Annotated in this window: 13 protein-coding genes; 11 read left to right on the top strand and 2 right to left on the bottom strand. The window is 44.5% G+C overall.

What is annotated here, in order from left to right; all coding sequences use genetic code 11:
- The first annotated feature begins 23 nt into the window (after positions 1-23).
- The gene (locus B5X68_RS05285; protein WP_082213573.1) at positions 24-2,402 is read left to right on the top strand and encodes an ABC transporter permease; all 2,379 of its coding nucleotides are present in this window, start codon (positions 24-26) and stop codon (positions 2,400-2,402) included.
- A gap of 149 nt (positions 2,403-2,551) precedes the next feature.
- Positions 2,552-2,923, top strand: coding sequence for a hypothetical protein (locus B5X68_RS05280; RefSeq protein ID WP_082213572.1), 372 nt, complete (start codon positions 2,552-2,554; stop codon positions 2,921-2,923).
- A 53-nt stretch (positions 2,924-2,976) separates the two neighbouring features.
- On the opposite strand, the gene B5X68_RS05275 is transcribed toward B5X68_RS05280, so the two are convergent.
- Both B5X68_RS05275 and B5X68_RS05270 read right to left on the bottom strand, forming a co-directional pair.
- Positions 2,977-3,495 carry a hypothetical protein gene (locus tag B5X68_RS05275; protein ID WP_082213571.1) on the bottom strand — a complete coding sequence of 173 codons (519 nt, stop codon included), beginning with the start codon at positions 3,493-3,495 and terminating at the stop codon, positions 2,977-2,979.
- Positions 3,496-3,502: 7 nt separating this feature from the next.
- Entirely contained in the window at positions 3,503-4,054 is a 552-nt protein-coding gene (locus B5X68_RS05270; RefSeq protein ID WP_082213570.1) for an RNA polymerase sigma factor, read from the bottom strand.
- 159 nt (positions 4,055-4,213) lie between these two features.
- Between B5X68_RS05270 and B5X68_RS05265 the strand changes: the two genes are divergently transcribed.
- The 9 genes from B5X68_RS05265 (at position 4,214) to B5X68_RS05225 (ending at position 22,536) form a co-directional block, all read left to right on the top strand.
- The gene (locus B5X68_RS05265) at positions 4,214-4,561 is read left to right on the top strand and encodes a DUF6249 domain-containing protein (RefSeq protein WP_082213569.1); all 348 of its coding nucleotides are present in this window, start codon (positions 4,214-4,216) and stop codon (positions 4,559-4,561) included.
- A gap of 179 nt (positions 4,562-4,740) precedes the next feature.
- Positions 4,741-7,179: a TonB-dependent receptor gene (locus tag B5X68_RS05260; protein ID WP_082213568.1), complete on the top strand. Its 2,439-nt coding sequence runs from the start codon at positions 4,741-4,743 to the stop codon at positions 7,177-7,179.
- Between the two features lie 152 nt (positions 7,180-7,331).
- On the top strand, positions 7,332-9,734 hold the full coding sequence (locus B5X68_RS05255; protein WP_082214014.1) for an ABC transporter permease: 2,403 nt from the start codon (positions 7,332-7,334) through the stop codon (positions 9,732-9,734).
- Positions 9,735-9,758: 24 nt separating this feature from the next.
- Positions 9,759-12,170 carry an ABC transporter permease gene (locus tag B5X68_RS05250; protein ID WP_082213567.1) on the top strand — a complete coding sequence of 804 codons (2,412 nt, stop codon included), beginning with the start codon at positions 9,759-9,761 and terminating at the stop codon, positions 12,168-12,170.
- A gap of 11 nt (positions 12,171-12,181) precedes the next feature.
- The gene (locus B5X68_RS05245) at positions 12,182-14,557 is read left to right on the top strand and encodes an ABC transporter permease (protein ID WP_082213566.1); all 2,376 of its coding nucleotides are present in this window, start codon (positions 12,182-12,184) and stop codon (positions 14,555-14,557) included.
- Between the two features lie 28 nt (positions 14,558-14,585).
- Complete coding sequence (locus tag B5X68_RS05240; RefSeq protein ID WP_082213565.1) at positions 14,586-17,018, top strand: ABC transporter permease; 2,433 nt, start codon at positions 14,586-14,588, stop codon at positions 17,016-17,018.
- A gap of 115 nt (positions 17,019-17,133) precedes the next feature.
- Complete coding sequence (locus tag B5X68_RS05235; protein WP_082213564.1) at positions 17,134-17,550, top strand: hypothetical protein; 417 nt, start codon at positions 17,134-17,136, stop codon at positions 17,548-17,550.
- A gap of 183 nt (positions 17,551-17,733) precedes the next feature.
- Entirely contained in the window at positions 17,734-20,115 is a 2,382-nt protein-coding gene (locus tag B5X68_RS05230; RefSeq protein ID WP_082214013.1) for an ABC transporter permease, read from the top strand.
- A 42-nt stretch (positions 20,116-20,157) separates the two neighbouring features.
- Positions 20,158-22,536: an FtsX-like permease family protein gene (locus B5X68_RS05225; RefSeq protein WP_082213563.1), complete on the top strand. Its 2,379-nt coding sequence runs from the start codon at positions 20,158-20,160 to the stop codon at positions 22,534-22,536.
- Positions 22,537-22,550 lie beyond the last annotated feature (14 nt).

The raw sequence follows: 22,550 nt of genomic DNA, 5'->3' as shown, positions 1-22,550 counted from the left end.
TATAACCTAATCTGCGTAGCCCCATGATCAAGAACTATTTCGTTATTGCATTCCGGAACCTCCTTAAAAACAAGGTTTATTCGTTCATCAATATCGCCGGACTGGCCGTAGGAATTGCGGTTGCGATGCTGATTGGTCTTTGGGTCTGGGACGAGCTTTCTTTTAATAAATATCACAAAAACTACGACCGGGTCACGCAGGCGTACATTAGTCAGACATTCAATGGCCAAACGGGCAGTGGGAGGGCAGTTTCGCTTCCGGCCGTGGCAGAAATGGCGAATAAGTATTCTGCTGATTTCAAAAATACCTCCATGGCGTCCTGGAATTTTGGACATTTGCTGGCCAATGGTGATAAAAAGATCAATAAGGCAGGCATGTGGGCGCAGCCAGCCCTTCCGGAAATGCTCTCTCTGAAAATGCTGAAAGGGGATATAAAAACAGCATTAAAAGATCCCGGCTCGGTTGTAATCTCGGAATCTGTTGCAAAAGCCCTTTTTGGCAAAGAAGACCCTTTGAATAAAACGCTGAAACTGGACATCAAAAAGGATGTTAAAGTGACCGGAGTTTATGAGGACATTCCGTTCAATTCTGAGTTTAATGATCTGAATTTGCTGCTGACGTGGAACGATTATCTGTTGGCGGAAAATTGGGTAAAAGAGGCGCAGACGCAATGGGGCAACCATTCTTTCCAGTTTTATGCACAGGTTGCCGATCATGCAGACATTGAAAAAGTGTCGTTAAAAATCCGGGATGTTGAATTGCCGCATGCTTTCTCAAAAACAGATAAGCCTCAGTATTTTCTTCATCCGATGAGCCGCTGGCATTTGTATTCTGATTTTAAGGATGGCAAAAATGTGGGCGGCGGCATTCAGTTCGTCTGGCTTTTCAGCATAATCGGGATTTTTGTGCTGCTGCTGGCCTGCATCAACTTCATGAATCTCAGCACTGCCCGTTCCGAAAAACGTGCTAAGGAAGTGGGGATCAGGAAATCAATCGGTTCGCTGCGGAGCCAGCTCATCTTTCAATTCCTTAGCGAATCCTTTCTCGTTGTTTCCTTCGCATTGATCCTCGCTATTCTCATCGTATTAATCTCGCTTCCTGCCTTCAACGATCTTTCCGGCAAGCGTGTGAGTTTCCCGTGGCAGTATTTCCAGTTTTGGCTGATGCTTTTTGTCTTCTCACTCTTTACGGGGTTAATATCAGGCAGTTATCCGGCATTTTATCTATCTTCATTCAATCCGCTTTCGGTTTTGAAAGGCACATTCAAGGTGGGGAAATGGTCTGCGGTGCCGCGGAAGGTGATGGTTGTGATGCAGTTCACCGTGTCTATCACGTTGATTATCGGGACCATTATCGTTTTTCAGCAGATACAGCATGCCAAAAGCCGCCCTGTTGGTTATGACAGACAAGGACTTTTGCAAATCAACATTTCGCCCAATCTTTATGGCAAGTATTATCCATTGCGCGACGATCTGTTAAAATCCGGCGCGGTGTTTGAAATGAGCGAATCATCCAGTCCAACGACCGGCATTTATTCCAATCAGATCGGTTTTGAGTGGGAGGGAATGGAACCGGGCTCGTTACCATTGTTTGGCACCATTGCCGTTACGCATGATTTTGGTAAAACAATAGGCTGGAAAATCATAGATGGCCGTGACTTTTCACGATCATTTTCGACTGACACGGCTGCATTTGTTTTGAACGAATCGGCTGTGAAACTGACCGGAATAAAAGACATTGTAGGCAAGACGATCCGTTTCAATGGTAAGCCCAAACAAGTGGTGGGCGTTATTAAGGATATGGTCATGCAATCACCTTACGAGCCAGCCGTTCCGACTGTTTTTCTGATGGATTACGAGTGGGCCAACCTGATCAATATAAAGCTGTTGCCTGGCGCGCCGGTGGATAAATCCCTGAAAAAAATAGAAGCGATATTCAAAAAACATGACCCGGATTCCCCATTCGAATTCAAGTTTGCGGATGAGGAATATGAAGCTAAATTCCGGGCAGAAGAGCGGATCGGTAAATTAGCGCGTGTGTTTGCGGTGCTGGCTGTTTTCATATCCTGCCTCGGCTTATTCGGACTCGCAGCTTACACTGCGGAGCAAAGAACAAAGGAGATTGGTATCCGCAAGGCGCTGGGAGCCAGTGTCGCGCAAATGTGGGCCATGCTTTCAAAAGAATTCGTCTATCTGGTAATCGTATCCTGCGCCATCGCATCGCCGATCGCCTTGTATTTCCTGAGCGACTGGCTGAAAAAATACGAATATCACATTGAACTCAGCTGGGTAGTGTTCGCAATTTCCGCAGTAACAGCCATTTTCATCACATTAATGACCGTAAGTTTCCAGGCCATCAAAGCCGCGCTCATGAACCCGGTAAAATCCTTGCGGAGTGAGTAAGCAGGAAGTACAACAACACCATTCATCGGTGCAAAGTGGCAGATGGTATGGGAAGTGATCGAGTTGGCAGATTGGCTTTTTAGTACGTTAAACGTTTGTTGAAAACGGGCCTCTAACCTACATAAACAAACAATTTAACATTAGAAACCATGAAAAAGACCATCTTAGCAATCGCAACCATAGTAACATTGACAGTAGGAAACGGCTTCGCACAACGTTACCGACATGAAGTGCCGGCAGTCAACAATTCACGTAGCGATAACGCTTTTGAAGAGTTTAAAATCAACAAGCTGGACGAAATAGTGAAGCTGTCCCGTAAGCAGGAGAATAAGATCAAAAAGATCGAAAACCACTATGACCAGCTTATGTCTAACAGAAGATACAGCAGTTTTAAAACTGCAGAGAAGTTGGAAAAAGCAAAACAAAAAGATATTCTGGAAGTGTTAACACCCACGCAACGTCAACGTTTGTTTGCTTACCAAAACAATTTCAACAAAGGACGCTACAACCGCAGAGGATAATGCGATTTAATTATGTCAGACTTGCTAAGCTTGGGCGGGGCAACCAAGACCCCTCAGGACTTAGCAAGTCTTCCTGTTTTTAGACGGAGGAAATAGTCAAATAATATTAAAGAAGCCAACCCAATAATGGCCAGCGAATAAAGCTCGGGAAGCTTATCCATTTTATCCGAAATAATGTATGTCGGGCGTGAAACCTGGTCCATTGCGTTGATGATCCGCGATGTCTGATCCGCCTGGCTCGCAGGAATGAATAAGCATGCCAGCAATGCCAATGTAATGCACGCAGCTACCCATAACCACGTTTTCCTGGAAATAACGGGCTTGTATATAATGACTTTGGGAGCGGGCTGCAGCTTCAATAACAAATCGCTGGTAAAGGAGGTGGATGGCTGGTCAGGCTGCACTGTTTGCAAGATTATTTTTAATGCAAGCTCCTCACTAGCAGCCGCATATTGATTTTCCAATACAATGTTATCGACAACCCGCTGTGTGAAGTTTGCATCCGGGCTCTCGGGCGCAACCGTTTTCAACAGTTTCCTGAACGCTTCTTCGTTATGATTTTCCGTTTCCATGCTCCGCTTATAACAAGAATTGTAGTTCTGTTCCTAAAACCTTCCTGGCCCTGAATAGCTTAACTTTAATGTTTGCTGCTGTAAGGCCCGTAATTTCCTCAATTTCTTCTATCGAATTTTCATTCATATAATACAACGTGATGAGCAGCGACTCCAATTTCGGGAGCTTGCTAATCGCTGCTTTTACAAATTTTTCCCGCTCTGCTGCCTGCAAGTGATCAATTTGCGGCGTCGCGTAGTCGTAACTGTAATTCTCAGTCAGTTCTTCATCCAATGATATCAGCTGCAACTGTTGCTTGTGCAATTTAGAAATCGATGTCCGGTAAACAATGGTGTACAGCCAGGTCGAAAATTTTGAATTGCCCTGAAAAGCATTGATCTGCAAATAGGCTTTCACAAAACTCTCTTGTGCGGCATCTTCCGCATCCTCTGCATTGCCCAAAATCTTCACTGCGATCGTATACGCCATGTTTTTATACTTCTCTACAAGGAAAGTGAAGGATGCCAGGTCTCCTTTTTTAACTTGATCAATATGGATCTGGTCTCCCTGGTTTTTCATGCATTTGGTTTACTCATCAGCTTATGAGACTTGCGTTCTGGCTTGATGGTTACAGATTTGATCCTAAATATTTTGCAAAAAGATTTTTTCTCTGAAATCTGTAACCAATGCTGATCTTTCCTAGTCCAATGGGTACAAAACATTTTTAATCATACGATCATGAACGGAGTCATTATAGCCCTTGGCGCATTTGCAGGAATTTTTGGAATAATTTACGTCTTTTTCGTAACAAGGCACCGGGAACGTATAGCCCTCATCGAAAAAGGTGCGGACGCTTCCATCTTCGGCGACAGGAGCTTCACCAGTTACCCGACATTAAAGTTCGGAATGCTTTTCGTCGGCGTAGGGCTGGGGATCCTAACAGGTAATTTTCTTGAAAATCAGTATGATTTCAATAAAGGTGTGGCCTATTTATCAATGACCTTTCTCCTGGGTGGCGCAAGCCTTATCGTTAATTTCATCATTGAAAGAAGAATGATGCGCAATGACGAAAATAATTTAGCATAGTACCTTGCATCACAAAGTACCTTTCTATACATTTGTTGTGTTGTGTGGCATACATTGCCTTTTAGCGTTGCCGACGACAAAATTCTGAGTGAACACATCGCAGGAAAATTTGAAAAGAGTGAAAACTCTTACCGGATTCCCTATGCCTTTAAAATCTATTAGCCATAAAAATTTTAGCCATGAAAACATTATTCCTATTCTTTCTTTCTGCCCTGATCTCCGGGCTTGTCTGCATTCATTCCGTTACATTTGGTCAGTCGTTACCGGCAGGCGGAGGCAAAATTTCCGGTTTAGTTGCAGATTCCCTGAACAAAAAGCCGTTGGATTATGTGACCATTAACCTGATGACCGGAAGCACGGCCGTGAAAGCTGATTTCACGAAGTCTGATGGATCATTTACTTTTCAAAAGCTAAAACCAGCGAAATATTCGGTTGTCATTGTTGGGGTTGGTTATAAAACAAAAATCATTGCTGCCGATCTTTCCGACAGTACGAAAACCGCGATTGATCTTGGCTTGATTGACCTAAGCCCTGCCGTGGTTGGCCTTAAAGAAGTGACGGTTACAGCCTTCAAACCCATTGTTAAGCAAGAGGTTGACCGCATTACTTATGATTTGCAGGCTGATCCGGAAAGTAAAGTGTACAGCGTGCTGGAAATGATGCGAAAAGTGCCTTTCCTTTCTGTGGATGGTGATGAGAATATTTACCTCAAAGGAAATGCCGACTTCAAAATCCTGATCAATGGAAAACCTTCCAGCATGGTTGAACGCAGTTATAAAGAGGTTTTGCGGAGCATGCCTGCCTCGTCCATCGAGCGCATCGAAGTGATCACGACACCCCCTGCAAAATACGACGCAGAAGGTCTGGCGGGCATTATCAACATCATTACCAACAAAAAAGTGGATAACGGATATAACGGCACATTGAATGTCAGTGAACGTTTCCGGGTCGGCGGCCCCGGCTTTGGCGGTACACTCTCGGCTAAGCTGGGTAAATTCGGGATGACTGCACTGGCTGGTGGAAGCCAGTACGACACGCCTTTGACACGCACTCGAGTCGGCCGGACTGCATTGGGAGCGGAACCCTCCGAGCTTTTCCAAGAGAACTTTTCGAAATCGGGAAATAAAAACGGTTACATTGGTTACGAGCTTAGCTATGAGTTGGATAGTCTCAATCTGTTAAGCGCACAAGTGAATTTTAATGGCAGTAGGTCCGACGGTTCGGGCAATCAGACTTCGGTCATTGATGTAAATGATGAGATTGTGGAAGGTTACCGCGTTAGAAATTATAATAAAGGCCGGGGCAATGGCATGGACGGGGCATTGAATTATCAAAGGGGCTTCAAGGCGGACAAGAACAGGTTGCTGACATTTTCCTATCGTTATTACGGCTTCAACAACAATCAAAACACCAACCTGACAATTTCAGAGCGCATTAACTACAACACACCGGATTACCGCCAGATCAACGACCAGAGCTTTTCTGAACAGACCTTTCAGGTTGATTACGTTTATCCAATTAAGAAGCTGAATATAGAAGCTGGTTTAAAAGGAATTATGCGCGATAATAAAAGTGATTTCCAGTACAGCACGTATGACCCGGAAAGCAAAACATTTGTGATCAATCCGGGGATGAGCAATAAGTTTAACAACACCCAAAACGTGTTTGGCGCTTACAACACGTATCAATATAACTTCAAAAGCTGGGGCCTGAAGGCGGGCGCAAGGATTGAGCAAACCATCATCAATGCAGATTTCATTTCCACCGATTCCAAAGTGAAGCAAAACTATTTCAACGTGATCCCGTCTGTTTCTATTAACCGGAAGTTCAAAGACAATGTTGGCCTGAACTTTGGTTATACACAACGCATTCAACGCCCCGGAATTTACCAGCTGAACCCATTCATCGACCGCACCAATCCTAGTTTTGAAAGAACCGGAAATCCAAATCTGCGGCCCGCCTTTGTGCATGACCTGCAATTGGGTTATAGCAAATCGAAAAAGGGCTCAATCAACTTTGGAGTCGGTTTTACTCAGTTCAAAGATCTGATTTTCGCGGTTGCAGTTTACAATCCTGAAACCGAAATCACCCGTACATCATTCGGAAATACCGGAAGGGCCAGGCTTATCAGCGGAAACCTGAATATGAATTATCCATTTACTAAAAAGTGGAATTTCAGCACAAACTTGCGCATTGCGCACGGTAAAGTGACGGGTGTTGTCAATGGCGCTACGATCACTAATAGCGGAGTGATGTACCAACTTTCCATCTCAACAGGTTATAAACTTGAAAAAGACTGGCGCGTTAATGCAAACTTTGTGAGCATGGGGCCGAGCGTGAATTTGCAAGGCACATCCAATTCTATGATCAGTCCGTCTTTCAGCATTAACAAAGACATTATCAAGGACAAATTATCATTTTCAGCTGCTGCTAATAATCCTTTTACCAAATTCAGGAAATACCATACCGAAACCTCAGGTCCTAATTTTACCTCATTTAACGACCGGAGAGATTATTTCCGCTATTTCAACATGAGCCTCAATTACAAATTCGGCCGCCTGAAAGAAGCCATCAAGAAAAATAAACGCAGCATCAGAAACGACGACGTTCAAAACTAGCGCCTCCCACAGCCGAACGCCCATGTCCATTATCGGACAATCGCCATCGATACAACTTGCTGAAAATCAGTATTTTGTATCGATGGCATAAATTTGTTGCTGGTCAGATAAGTTTTACCGGGCATTCAAAACGCCGAGAACCAAAAAAAGCCATGTTTCGAAACTATCTCAAAATTGCCGTAAGGAACCTGCTGAAACATAAGACATTCAGCTTTATTAATATTTCGGGCGTTGCCATTGGTCTCGCTTGTTTTTTGCTTTTGTCACTTTACGTCAAGGATGAGTTAAGCTACGACCGTTTTCATGCAAATGCGGAACGGATCTATCGCCTGAATCGAACATTCCTGTCAAAAGATGGAACAGAATCCCTGCGTTTGGGGCATGCGGCGCCTCCTTTCGGACCGCTGGTTAAGCAGGATTTTCCTGAGGTGGAACAGGTTGTGCGTTTGCTGGAAATGGGAGGCCTGATTGAACATGGCGAACAGATTTATAATGAGAGTGACGTTTTCGCAGCAGAGGCTAATATTTTCAAAGTGTTTTCCTTTAAAGTCATTCAGGGAAACCCGGACAAGGCACTGGAAAACCCTTTTTCCATCATGTTTTCAAAGAAGATGGCGGAAAAATATTTTGGCAAGGAAAACCCGGTTGGCAAGATTGTGAAACTCGAAAATGCGTTCGATTGCACTGTTACAGGTGTTTATGAATCGTTGCCGAGCCAATCGCATTTTCATCCAGAAGCGTTAATTTCCTTTTCTACATTAAATGACAACCGCGTTTACGGAGCCGACGGGTTGAGGACAAACTGGGGAAACAATTCGTTTTCCACCTTTTTGCTTCTACCCAAAAACTATGATCCGCAAAAGCTTGTAAAAGCGTTTCCAGCATTTCAAAACAGGCATGTTGATCCGAAAGCGTCGACATATTCCATCTTAAATCTCACAAAACTCACGGATATACATTTAAAATCGCACCTTGATTCGGAGATCGAGGCCAATGGGGATATGCAATATGTCTACCTGTTTTCAGCCATTGCGATCTTCATTCTGGTTATTGCCTGCATTAATTATATGAACCTCGCCACTGCGCGTTCAGCGACGCGGGCGAAGGAAGTGGGCATGCGTAAAGTAATCGGCGCGGTAAGGCATCAGCTGATTCGGCAGTTTTTAAGCGAATCCATTCTGCTGGTGTCGGTTTCGTTGTTCTTCGCTCTGGTTATCGTGGTGTTATGCCTTCCTTTTTTAAATGATTTGACCCAAAAACAGCTTTCGTTCAATGCCTTAATGGACCCCGTTTTCCTGAGCATTGTGCTGGCCATTACATTGTTCACGGGTGTGATTGCGGGGAGTTACCCGGCGTTTTTCATGACGTCGTTTCAGCCGTTAAGTGTATTTAAAGGTCGGGTCGCCTCCGCCTTGAAAAACGGAAAACTGCGTCAGGGACTTGTGGTAACGCAATTTGCAATTGCCGTTGTGCTGATCATCTGTACTGCGGTGGTTTATAGTCAAATGAAATATGTAAAGAATTATAAACTTGGTTACTCCAAAGATCAGATCGTGCTGCTGCGTGCCGGGAGCGATTCCCTTATTAATTATGAGAGTATCAAACAGCAATTGAAGGCAAATAGTAACATTCTGGAAGTGGGACGTTCATCGCGTATTCCATCAGGCCGTTTGCTGGATTCATGGGAAGCCTACGTCATGAAAGGCGATTCTATGGCACCTGCCGACATTGGTGTAAAATCACTATCTGTGGATGAAGATTTTATTCCGGCCTACCAGATTGAAATGGCGGCGGGAAGGAATTTTTCGAGGGCTTATTCCACTGATAAAACCAATGGTTTTATTTTAAATGAAACTGCAGTGCGGCTGCTCGGCTGGAAAAATCCTGCTGATGCGGTCGGCGCACGTTTCGGTTATGGCGAGATCCGTGGCCAGATTGTAGGTGTTACCAAAGATTATCATTTCGAATCCCTGCACCAGAAGGTGGCACCTATTGCCATGTTCGCACAAACGGACAGGCTGGGTTGGATGTCTGTGCACATTTCTGGTGGCAACGTTAAGGACGCATTGGCACACGTGGAGTCCGTATGGAAAAAGCAATTCCCGGATCGGCCGTTCGAATACGAATTTCTGGATCAGAAGTTTGGCGTTTTGTATGCAACCGAGCAGACCCAGCAGCTTCTTTTTGGTATATTTTCGGGCATAGCGATCTTCATTTCCTGCATGGGATTATTGGGGCTGTCTATTTTCATGGCCGAGATCCGTACAAAGGAGATTGGTGTGCGGAAAGTTCTGGGCGCCTCCATTACCAGCCTAGTCATCATGTTATCCAATGATTTCCTTAAATTGGTGCTCATTGCAATTGTAATTGCCTCACCCATTGCCTGGTATGCCATGAATAACTGGTTGCAAGACTTTGCTTATCACACAGATATTCATTGGAGCGTTTTTGTATTTGCAGCCGTCGTTTCCATCGTAATCGCCTTAACGACCATCAGTTTCCAGAGTATCAAAGCCGCGCTGATGAATCCGGTGAAGTCATTAAAAAGTGAATAAACATAACCAACCATATCAAAACACATGCTTAAAAATTATTTCAAAATCGCCCTCCGGAACCTTTGGAAGTACAAAACCAACTCGTTTGTCAGCATTATAGGGCTTTCATTGGGGATAGGATGCTTCCTTTTGCTAACCACTTATGTGCTTCACGAAGTCCGTTATGACCGCTTCCAGTTAAATGGAGAACACATTGTAAGGGTTAATTTTTTGTATCAATCCGGCGAGAGTGAGCCGGTTCATGTTGCCGTCACACCGACCGGCGTGGCACCTGCTTTTGCCCGGGAATTCGGTGAAATTAAAGAAGCTGTCCGCATATATCCTTACAGCGGTGGGGGAGCTGTTGCCGTAAAATATAATGATGCGCTGTTCAACGAAAAGAAGGTCCTTTTTGCGGATGCAGCTTTCTTTAAGATTTTTCCCACCGAATTTATCGAAGGCGATCCGGCAACGGCACTCGCCCAACCCAATTCAGTGGTGATTGATGAAACCACTGCCCGGAAATATTTCGGAACGGAAAGCGCGATAGGAAAGTCGGTAACCATGAATGAAAATCTCCCTATGCAAGTGACAGGCGTGATCGCCGATATTCCTTCTTATTCACACATAAAATTCAATTGGCTGGGTAGTTACAACACATTGCCCCGGTCAAAAACGGAGGCGTTTGATTCCGCAAGCGACTACACTTATCTGTTGTTGCAACCGCAGGCAAAAGTGGAGACATTACAGACGAAAGTGGACCAATTTGCTGCCAAAAATCTGAATAACCCGCAGTATCCGTCCACTAAAATCAAATTGGGTCTGGAAGCATTTAATCGTATTCACCTCTATTCCAATGTTTCCGCTGGTTTGGAGGCTTCCGGCAATTACAAATACATATATATCCTTTCGGGCGTTGCATTGCTCATCCTGATCATAGCGTGCATTAATTTTGTAAATCTGGTAACAGCACGTTCTGCAGTCCGGGCGCGTGAAGTAGGCGTGAGAAAGGTGATGGGCGCGGGCAGGACGCAAGTTTTTCGGCAGTATCTGTTTGAATGTGGACTGATCACGGTCACAGCAACTATTGTTGGGTTACTCATTTCTTTTTTAGGCTTTCCTATCATCAGCAGCATCACTGAAAGTTCACTCGGACTGCGAATATGGCCGGCTTATTCGGTGATTTTGCTGCTCATAGCACTGGCGATCAGCGTGACGTTGTTGTCTGGAATCTATCCTGCCGCAGTGTTATCCCGATTTGAGCCCATAAAAGTCTTAAAAGGAAAAGTGCTTGCAGCGAATGGTGGGAGCGGTTTGCGCAGCACCCTGGTTGTTTTTCAGTTTACAGTTTCAATTCTTTTTATCATTGGAACCATCATTGCCAATCAGCAGCTTCATTTCATTCAAAATAAAAATCTAGGCATTAATCCCTCGCAAATCATTGTTATGGATGTCGGTTCCGGTATTTCTACCGGGAAACTGGCGGCGATAAAAAATGAATTGCTAAACAACCCGATTGTAAAATCCGTCACCGCTTCTTACGATTCTCCGGTGAATGTGCAAGGTGGTTACACAATATCCGCGAGCGACAAACCACAGGATTTCCAGATGAACATTACGGCCATTCCGGTGGAAAAGGATTTTGTGCCCACGCTCGGGGTGGAATTGATTGCAGGACAAAATTTCAATGACACCGATATTTTGCAAGCGACCGCCGATTCTGCTGCATTGCGCAAATACGCCTTTATTTTGAACGAATCCGCCGTAAAAGCACTAGGCTGGACAGCCGAAACCGCCATCGGAAAACAGGTTAATATGAATGGGCGCGAAGGACAAGTGAAAGCAGTTGCGAAGGATTTTCATTTTAGGTCACTGCATGAAAAAATAGGCCCTATCGCCATCATTCCGGAATACAATTATTTTGGAAAAGTAATGGTGAAGGTTGCAGGTAACGAAACAACGCAGGCCGTGGACTTGCTGAGAAAGCGTTGGAAAGAAAATTTTCCGATGCGGCCGTTTGAGTATCATTTCCTGGATGAGGAGTTTGACAAAATGTATAAGGCTGAGACACGCATTTCCTCTATCCTGGCACTGTTTTCCGGGATAAGCATTTTTATATCCTGTCTGGGTTTGTTCGCATTGATCGCATTCATTTCGGAGCAGAGAACCAAAGAGATCGGGATCAGAAAAGTGTTGGGTGCTTCGGTTGCAGGCATCGTATTACTGCTTTCAAAAGATTTTGTGAAATTGATGCTTATAGCGATTGCAATCGCGACGCCAGCAGCCTGGTTTGCCTTGAACAAATGGCTCTCAGACTTCGCTTACCAGATTAAAATGAGCCCCTGGACATTCATATCAGTCGGCGTCGCGGCGATCGCAATCGCCTTAATGACCATCAGTTTCCAAAGCATCAAAGCCGCGTTGATGAACCCGGTAAAGTCGTTGAAAAGTGAGTAAAACCTAAGCCTATGCTTCAAAACTATCTCAAAATCGCCCTGAGGAACCTTGCCAGAAACAAGACTTACTCAATTATTAACATTTTTGGGCTGGCATCCGGAATGGCCGTTTCTGTGCTGATCCTCATGTTTGTGATGCATGAGTATAGTTATGACAAATTTCATACAAATCACGAGCGCATTTACAGGATTCTGGCAAAGGTGAAAATGGGCGAAATGGACATGCAGTTCAATTCGTTTTCGACGAAGCTGGGACCGTTTTTAAAAGAATATAATCCGCAGGTAAAAGATTATGTGCGTGTAAAAACGATCGTCGATAAAGTTGTTATCAAAAATCCGGAAAGGCCTTCAGAGGTGTTTTTCGAGAAGAATGTCATGTTCGCTGACCCTTCGCTGTTTAATATTTTCACCTTTAAACTCAAAGAAGGAAATCCAAAGGCAGTGCTGGAAAACCCATTCGACGTGGTTATTTCCGAACGTGCCGCCATAAAATATTTCGGTGATGCAGACCCTGTCGGAAAAACGCTGATATACGAAGGAAAACATCCATTGCGCATCACGGGAATCGCCGAAAACCCGCCGTCAAACTCCACTTTCAATTTTGATTTTATACTCTCATCCCTGACATTTCCTGCGCTAAGCGAACACAACAAAAACGCCTGGGACAATGCCGGAGCATTCAACATTTACCTGCTTCTGGATTCAGAGAAGTCGGTAGCGGCGGTAGAAAAAAATATCAAACGGGAAGGCCAGCGCACCGGCGCATTTGATAATCAGGCCGATTACATGCTTGAAGGCTTCTCCACAACGCATTTAGGTAACAATTTCAATGACTCAGGTAACTCCAAACTAATCACCATTTTTGCCGGTGTTGCATTGTTGATCCTCTCGCTTGCACTGTTCAATTACATGAGCCTCACCACCGCACGCGCCACGCTACGGGCCAAGGAAGTGGGCGTACGCAAAGTGATAGGCGCGGGTAGGAGAGGTTTGGTCCGCCAGTTTTATACAGAGTCCGTCCTTGTATGCCTGCTTGCGTTTTCGCTTGCATTTATTTTTGTATTGCTCTTGCAGCAGCCATTTTACAAGTTGCTTAATCTCCAAATTGATGCCTCCTTCTTGATATCCCCTTCATTCGTAGGGTTTTTGGTTGTCCTGCTTTTCCTTTCTGCTTTAATCGCCGGGAGTTATCCGGCTTTGATCTTGTCCGGTTTTGCTCCACTGGATGTGTTAAAGGGACGGTTTGGAGGAAATCACGGTGGCGCCACATTGCGGAGGTTATTTATGGTTTTCCAATTTACGGTTTCCATAGCGCTCATTATCTGCAGTCTGGTTGTAAAAAACCAGCTGTCATTTATGCAAAACAAGAAGCTGGGACTATATAAGGACCAGATCCTGAGCATTCCGCTGTCAGCGACGGTTGCGAAAAGCTATTTTCCACTTCGAGATGAAATAAGACAACAGGTCGGCGTCCAAAATGTAACGGTCACTAATGCAGGGCTTTTCAAAGGTTATAACATGTGGTTTGTCAAAAATTTCACGACAAAAACGGATGTTGGCCTCGCTAATATGATCACCGATAATCAGTTTGTGAAAACCCTTGGCTTGAAATGGAAAACGGAGCCAGCTGCCGGTGTAATGAAAAATCGTAATCACGTGCTGCTGAATGAGACCGCCATCAAGGAGCTGGGTATTAAGGGAAATCCGGTTGGGCAATTGCTGGGTGAGAAGGATGAGATTGCGGGCATTGTACAGGACTTTCATTTCACTTCGCTGCAAAATGGCATTAAGGCCATGGAATTAATTATCGTGAGCGACACCACCAATATCCTCAATTTTCCAGGATCAAATGGGGTGCTTTACGCCCGGCTGGATCCAAATGCGGAGATTCAGGAGAAGGTCGAATTGATTGGAAAAATTTTCAAGAAGTACGATCGGGAGAAACCATTCGAATATTATTTTTTGGATGACGCTTTCAATGAAACATTTAAAACAGAGATTAGAATGTCTGCAATGTTCTCCGTTTTTACCGGTCTGGCGATCTTTATTGCTTGCATGGGGCTTTTCGGACTGGTTACTTTCACCGCCGAAACCCGTACCAAGGAAATTGGCATCCGCAAAGTGCTTGGCGCGTCGGTTTCAGCCATTGTGACATTGCTTTCCAGGGATTTTGTAAAGCTTGTGGTGATAGCCATTGTGCTTGCCATGCCGGTTGCTTACTATTTCATGGATAAGTGGTTGCAGGATTTCACTTATAAAATTCAGATGCCCGTATGGATATTCGTCGCAGCCGGCAGCCTCGCGATTACCATTGCATTGATTACCATCAGTTTCCAGAGTGTGAGAGCCGCATTAATGAATCCGGTCGAGTCTTTGAAAAATGAATGAGCTGGTCTTAGCCTAAAAATCTAAATTTATGCTTAAAAATCATCTGAAAATTGCGCTGCGGACGGTTTTGCGTTACCGCAATTACACTATCCTGAATGTGATGGGCCTGTCTGTTGGCGTGGCCGCGTGCTTATTGCTTTATGTCGTCTATTCGTACGAATCCGGGTTTGACAAATTTCACAGCAAATACGACCGCATTTACCGCATAGTAAGGCAAACGGATTATGCCACCGGACAAACCGATTTCACACCCGGAAACCCACTCCCATTTTTCGCGGCGTTGAAAGTCGATGTTCCGCAGTTCGAAAAGCTCGTGCCTATTTATGGCACATTAGATCCGCAGGTAACGATCCTGGGAAAAGATGCAAACAAACAGACTTCCACCAAGAAGTTTTACGAGGATAATGAGGGATTGCTCACTGTTCCAGAGTTTTTCGATGTTTTTGATTTCCCATTTTTGGAAGGGTCAAAGGCCGTTTTGAAGGATCCCAATGTGATCGTGCTTTCGCAGAGGCAGGCGGAAAAATACTTTGGCAAATGGCAGGAAGCCATGGGACAATTTGTTAAGATCAATAATAAAACGGTAATGAAAGTGGGCGGGATTCTCGCTAATCCGCCTGTCAATACAGATTTCCCGATTGATATCGTGGTTTCTTATGAATCTAAAAGGCAGCAGCCGTTGTTGTTCGGCTTCGGTGGTTTTGAGAGCTGGGGCGGAACGAGCAGCAGTGATCAGTTATTCGTGCTTTTACCCGAAAAAGTAAAGCCTGCGACCATCGATCAGCTTTTGGTAAAATTCGTTGCCAAACATTACGACAGCAAAAAAGACAATTTCAAGATCACCCATTTTCTCAGCCCGCTCTCCGATCAGCATTACGACGACCGCTTTCCCAATTATTCCGATCATATCATTGCCAAAAACGTGCTTTGGACGCTCGTTATCATTGGAATCCTGATCATTTCGATGGCCTGCATCAACTTTGTCAACCTTGCCACTGTTCAGTCCACCCGTCGTTCAAAAGAAGTGGGCGTGCGGAAAGTGCTGGGCAGCGGCCGTTCGGAACTGATGCGCCAGTTTTTGAGTGAAACTGTGCTTATTGTTGGATTTGCGGTTGTTATGGGTGTGATCATTGCCGTGCTCAGCATGCCGTTGCTCGGTAAAATCTCACGTGTTCCGGCCGATCTGCCTGTTATACAAAACCCCCGGCTCTGGCTTTTTATAGCCGGTTTGGCAATAGTGGTAAGCTTTGTAGCAGGGTTTTATCCAGCCGTGGTTATGTCCGGGTTCAGGCCCATTGAAGCTATCAAAAGCAAGATCGCGAACCGGTCGCTTGGAGGGGTCTCTTTACAAAAAACGCTTATTATTGTTCAATTCGGCATTTCTCAGATTCTGGTTGTAGGCACCATTGTAACCATTGCACAGATGAAATACATCAGCAACCTTGATCTTGGGTTTGTCAAAGAAGGCGTTTATTCGGTGAATTTGGATGAGGCATATAAGAGCCGTTTTGAGACATTCAGAAACCAACTTTTGCAAAATCCTGACATTTCTTCGGCAAGTTTTTCGTCCGATGTCCCGTCATCCGACAACAACTGGTCGGGCAATTTTGCGTTTGATAACAGAGGGAAAGACGAAGATTTCCAATTATTTACCAAATTTGCGGACGAAAAATATTTTAAAACCTACGGAATGGAATTTGCAGCCGGCGGGCCATATCTGGCTGGGGATTCCATTGGATCGTGTGTAGTGAATGAAACCTTTCTTCGCAAGGTCGGCATTAAAAATCCCGAGCAGGCCATTGGCAAGAACATCAGCATTGGTCGAGGCAAATGGCAGCCTATTGTGGGTGTGGTAAAGGATTTTAAGGCTAATTCCGCCCGGGATGCTGCCAAGGCCATGGTAATCCAGCCCAGCTCCGAATTTTACTGGTATGCGGGAATCAAGATGCAGACTAAAAACGTGTCGAGGGCCGTAGCCGCAATCGAAAAAACATACGCGCAGGTATTTCCGGAAGTGACCATGCAAGGGAAATTCTTTAACCAAAGTATTGAAGAATTTTACAACCAGGAACGACAATTGAGCCTGCTATATCAGATTTTTGCCGGACTTTCGATTTTTATCGCGTGCCTCGGCCTTTTTGGTCTTGCCACGTTTATGGCGCAGCAGCGTATGAAGGAAATTGGTGTCAGAAAAGTGCTTGGCGCGTCTGTTTCAAGTATCGTAGGATTGCTTTCACGAGATTTTCTCGTGCTAGTTTTGATCGCCATTTTACTTGCATCGCCAGTTGCCTGGTATTTTATGGATAAATGGCTGCAAGACTTTGAGGATAAAATCAATATCAGCTGGTGGATGTTCGCAGTAAGCGCTTTGTTAGCTATTTTGATCGCATTCACGACGGTTAGTTTTCAGAGCATTAAGGCTGCGTTAATGAACCCTGTTAAGTCGCTCAGAAGTGATTAGCGTATATCGCTTACCGATTAGTAATTTTTGGAATATTCGCTTTGATAATACATAGAATATTTTGTAATATTTGTTGAATCATAGCCATATTTAACTACCTCAAACTACTATTCGTATGCGCCGTACGCTCTATTATTCCCTTGTTTTTGCCTTAATGCTCTTCGCGCAATCCTGCGTGGATCACGAGCTGCCGGGAACCCCGCCACAAATGGAAACGCTGGAATTCAGTTCCGGTAACGGTTGGAAGTGCAGTGTTACCTTTAATCTGGATATCAAGGACGTCGGGACAATTCCCGTGAAAGAATATGGAATGGTGTATACTACATCCGGAAAAGGAAATGCGCCCCTGGCTAATCCGGTTGTTGAAACCGATTTTAAGCAAGTTTTCCCAATGCCATTTTTGCCCGGGAAAAAAACCAAGTTGAATGAAGTTAGCAACACTTGCGGCCCTTATGTATACTATCGGGCATATGCAATTCTGGAAGACGGCACAGTCGTTTATGGCCAGGAGATCGAATTTAAAGATGTTTAATTAAGATTCTTAATGTTCACACTGACAAATCAGCTGTTCGATTTCGGACAGCTGATTTTTTGTTTTAGAGCATAATATATTGATAATAAGGTGTTTGTAATTCATTTGGAATTTGGCACATATGTTTTGGAAAGCCGTTGGGCGCTCCGCCTTCGTGAACTGACAATCCTTCGAACCAAAGCTATGTTTAAGAATTATCTCAAAATTGCCCTTCGGAATTTGTGGAAACACAAAGTATTCTCTTTTATCAATATCATGGGCCTGACAGTGGGGATGTCGGCCTGCTTTCTGATATTTCTTTATGTAAACTTCGAGCTGAGTTATGATGCGTTTAACACCAAATCAGACCGCATTTACAGGCTGGTAACAGACATCAAGACGCCCTCCGAAACCATCAACGCAGGCATTACTTCCTGGGCTTTTGCGCCCAGCATTAAAAGTGATTTTCCAGAAGTGGAGGCCTTCACGCGCGTGAGTGGCGGGAGTTTTCTGGTGAGAAAAGGAGACATTAAGTTCCAGGAAGACAAAACGGTTTTCGCGGACTCAACGCTGTTTCAGGTGTTTGATTTCAAACTGATCAAAGGTGATCCTAAAACTGCATTAAAAGATCAGCTAAGCATTGTTTTCACAGAAAAAGCAGCAAAAAAATATTTTGGGGACGCCGATCCGGTGGGGCAGACATTGCTCCTTTCGGGCGACGGCTTACCGGCAAAGGTGACGGGTGTTATGAAGGACATTCCTGAAAATTCCCAGATCAAAGGCGATATGTTCGTGTCAATGACCACGATGACCCAGCGGTTCAATAAAGGACTCGACGATCAATGGGGTAATTTCGGCGCAACAACTTACTTACTTCTCGTTCCCGGCACGACCAAAACGGCGCTTGAAAACAAATTCCCTGCATTCCTCGAAAGACGTGCCGGCAAGACGATGAAAGAGTCGCAAATGTATTATAAGCTCTTCTTGGAGCCTTTGCGTGATGTTTATCTTAAATCAACAAGGGACACGGCAGAATCCGGCAGCATGAACAATGTATATGTGTTCTCGGTCGTGGCGGTATTTATTCTGCTGATCGCCTGCATCAATTTTGTAAATCTAACCACGGCCCGGTCTGTTGAGCGTGCGAAGGAAGTAGGAATAAGAAAAGTTGTTGGTGCGCCTAAAATGCTAGTAGCGAGGCAATTTATCAGCGAATCCATTCTGTTATGTCTGATTGCATTTGTATTTGCCGTTGTACTGTCCACCGCATTAATTCCTTTGTTCAACAATCTTTCCGGCAAAGTGATCAGCACCGGCATTTTGGACAATCTGCCTTTTGTAGCGGGAATGTTCGTCGCTGCAATTCTTATTGGCATATTGGCGGGCATTTATCCTGCATTGGTGTTGTCATCATTTGAGCCCGTAGTTGTTCTGAAAGGGCGTTTTACTACGAGTGTAAAAGGGATTTTATTAAGAAAATCATTGGTAACCATTCAATTCGCGATATCCATTGCACTGATCATTGCGACAATCGTGGTTTACATTCAAATGGATTTCATGCGCAACCGCGATCTTGGGTTTAGTAAGGATCAAATGATGATCGTAAACTCGCAGGGCGATCCTAAAAAGGATGCATTCAAGCAATCGCTGGCAGATATAACGGGTGTGAAATCGACCGCGGCATCTTCCAGCGTGCCGGGCAGCGGGAATCCTGGGGCGTATTCCGAAATAGAGAATAAGAGCGGGGATTTACAGATCGCAAACCTCGATCTATACTTCGTAGATTTTGACTATATCCCTCAATTTGGCTTGAAAATGGCTGCGGGACGTCCGTTTTCAAGAGATTTCGGGACAGACACAACGCAGGCAATGGTCATGAATGAAGCAGCAGTTAAGCTCTTTGGTTACAGTTCACCCGAGGAAGCCATTGGTCGCAGGTTTAAGCAATGGGGCCGCGAGGGTAAGATTGTAGGCGTTGTCAAAGATTTTCACTTCCGGTCGTTGCAGGAAACCATTAAGCCGCTGACAATGCGCATTGAGCCGCGCGGCAGCGAACTGGTTTCAATCAAGATTGACGGCGGCAACATTAAAGAAACCGTTGCAGCTGTGGAGCAAAAATGGAAGACAATTATGCCCAACCGGCCATTTAGCTACTATTTTATGGACGAGTTCTTCGACAGACAATATAGAAGTGAAGAGCGTTTTGAGAAGCTTTTCTTCAATTTTGCTATCCTTGCGATCTTCATTTCCTGCCTCGGATTACTAGGTCTGGCTTCTTATAGCACGATGCAGCGCACAAAGGAGATTGGCGTTCGGAAAGTGATGGGCGCATCCACGGGCAGCATTGTCGGGTTATTGTCAAAAGACTTCTTGAAACTGGTGCTTATCGCATTTGTAATAGCCTCGCCGATAGCATATTATGGAATGTATCGCTGGCTGGAAAACTTTGCCTATAAAACAGACATTTACTGGTGGATATTTGCGATAGCAGCCTTTCTTTCAGCCGCTATTGCGTTCGCGACGGTGAGTTTTCAGAGTATAAGGGCTGCATTGATGAATCCGGTGAAGAGCCTTAGGAGTGAATGAGTCAATTTTGAATGAGTGAATGAGTGAATGTCTGAATGTTTTATGCTTCGAAATTATTTTAGGATTGCCTGGCGGAATTTGGTGAAGAACAAGGTTTACTCGGCTATTAATATGACCGGATTGGGCATAGGAATGGCTGGGGCGATCATTATTTTTCAGCTGGTTTCTTATCATTTGGGGGTTGATAAGCATCATCAGCATGCGGACAAAATTTTTCGGATGGTGGTGGATCTCCATTTGGAAGACGGTTCTGTGGAGCATGAGAGAGGGTCTGCTTTTCCTTTACATACTACGCTTAGGAAAGAGTTTGCCAATGTTGCCCACGCAGCTTACCTGGCGGATCGGGAGTTGACGGTCAGCATTGAGCAGCCAAACAATACTAAGCGGTTTTTTGAGAAATTATCGGCCGCTTTCACCGATTCGGAGTTCTTTAAAATATTTGACTACCAATTTGTCGCCGGCAATGCTGCTGTTCTGAATTTGCCCAATCAGGCTGTTATTACAGAGCGTTATGCCCGGAAATACTTTGGCAAATCCAATCCGATGGGCCATTTGATCCGGCTTAACAATGTTGAAAATGTGAGTGTTGCAGGAGTCATCAAGGATTTCCCAGAGCAAACCGATTTCAAAAAGGACGTTTTCGTTTCGCTTCCCACGTTGAAAAAGTTGGTCCCCGAGTATGGTTATGAAGACTGGGGCTGGATCGACAGCAACCGGGAAACATTCATCAGTTTGCGCTCGGCGGAGGACAAAGATGCACTGGAAAAGCAAATGATCGGATTTGCGAAAAAGATCCATGGCGCTGACAGCAATGTGTTCCACTATCATTTGCAGCCGCTTTCAGATATCCATTTCAACATCAGCTATGGCGGTAAGATCAAATATTACACGATTGTAATGCTCGCAACGGTTGGTTTGCTTTTGATACTCATCGCGTGTTTCAATTTTATCAACATTTCAACCGCGCAATCTTTTAAAAGAAGTAAGGAAGTAGGGATCAGAAAAGTGCTTGGCGTGTCGCAGTTGCAGGTTTTCTGGCTTTTCATTCACGAAGCTGCCTTATTCAGCATTATATCATTCGTTTTTTCTATAATTCTTTCCAAAATACTGATCCCGATGATCAGTAACTGGCTGGAAGTTAATTTAGATGTTAATCTTTTTGCCGATTATAGTCTGCTCGCATTCAGTGTTTTACTGTTGTTCTTCGTTGTCTGTGTGGCCGGAATTTATCCTGCTTTGATTATTTCCAATTTGAATCCGGTTCGTGCGATCAAGGGACTGTCAGCCGAAAATGAACGAGGTTCATTTTCCGTCAGAAAAGGCCTTGTAGTCGCGCAGTTTAGCATTTCATTTGTTTTGATTGCCGTTTCCATGGTGATCATCCTCCAATCCAGATATTTGAAAAATAAGGACTTAGGCTTAAATAAGGACCTGATTTTGCATGTAGCACTGCCGGAAACAGAAACAGCGAAAATAACTGCGCTTAGCAATGAGATTCCGAGGATTAAAGAAGTTTCGAGCATTTCATTTTTCCGAAATCCACCGTCTTCACAGGCAGGAAACGGTGGCAGCATTAAATTTGAAAACCGTGATTGGGAAAAGTTTGTGGCCAGGTCCAGGGTTGCGGATAACCATTATGTGGCCACTTACGGGCTGAAACTCATTGCCGGTCGCAATCCCACTCAGTCTGATACGCTCAGTGAATTGCTCGTTAATAGTAAGTTAGTCAAGGCGTTGGGATTAAAATCGCCTGAGGAAGCGCTGAATAAACGTTTGGTAGTTGGGGATATGGATAACAAATCTGGCGTGATTGTTGGTGTGCTGTCCGACTTCAATAATGCAGATCTTTATTCCAACATTGAGCCAACTATTATTTATGCTTCCAAAAGACATTACCGCAGCGCAGGAATCAAGCTGCAAAATCTTAGCGCTTCCACGATTCCGGACATTATGAAGGTTTGGCAGAAACAATTTCCCGAATATGTGTTCCAATATAGTTTTTACGACGAAGAGATTGCCGGATTTTACAAAAGGGAAGAGCTGGCCTCTAATCTGACGTCTATGTTTTCGCTTCTTTCCGTATTCCTGTCTTGCTTAGGGTTGTTTGGCCTAGCATTGTTTTCCATTGAACAACGCACCAAAGAAATCGGCATTCGTAAAGTTTTGGGCGCTTCCATTGCGGGTATAACCACTTTATTATCCATGGATTTTCTGCGGCTTGTTGTTCTTGCGATCATTATAGCCAGCCCGGTTTCCTATTATTTTATGAACAAATGGTTGCAGGATTTTGCATACAGGATTGACATCGAATGGTGGATTTTTGCTCTTTCCGCGGTTTTGGCAATCCTCATTGCTTTTCTGACAGTTGGTTACCATTCCGTTAAGGCCGCGCTTGCGAATCCTGTGAAAACGCTGAGATAAAGAAGTAAATCACT

The organism is Dyadobacter psychrophilus (genome assembly GCF_900167945.1).
GTDB classification, from domain to species: Bacteria; Bacteroidota; Bacteroidia; order Cytophagales; family Spirosomataceae; genus Dyadobacter; species Dyadobacter psychrophilus.
Note: the sequence above shows the minus strand (reverse complement) of the source record. Positions and strands in the feature narration are given on the sequence as shown.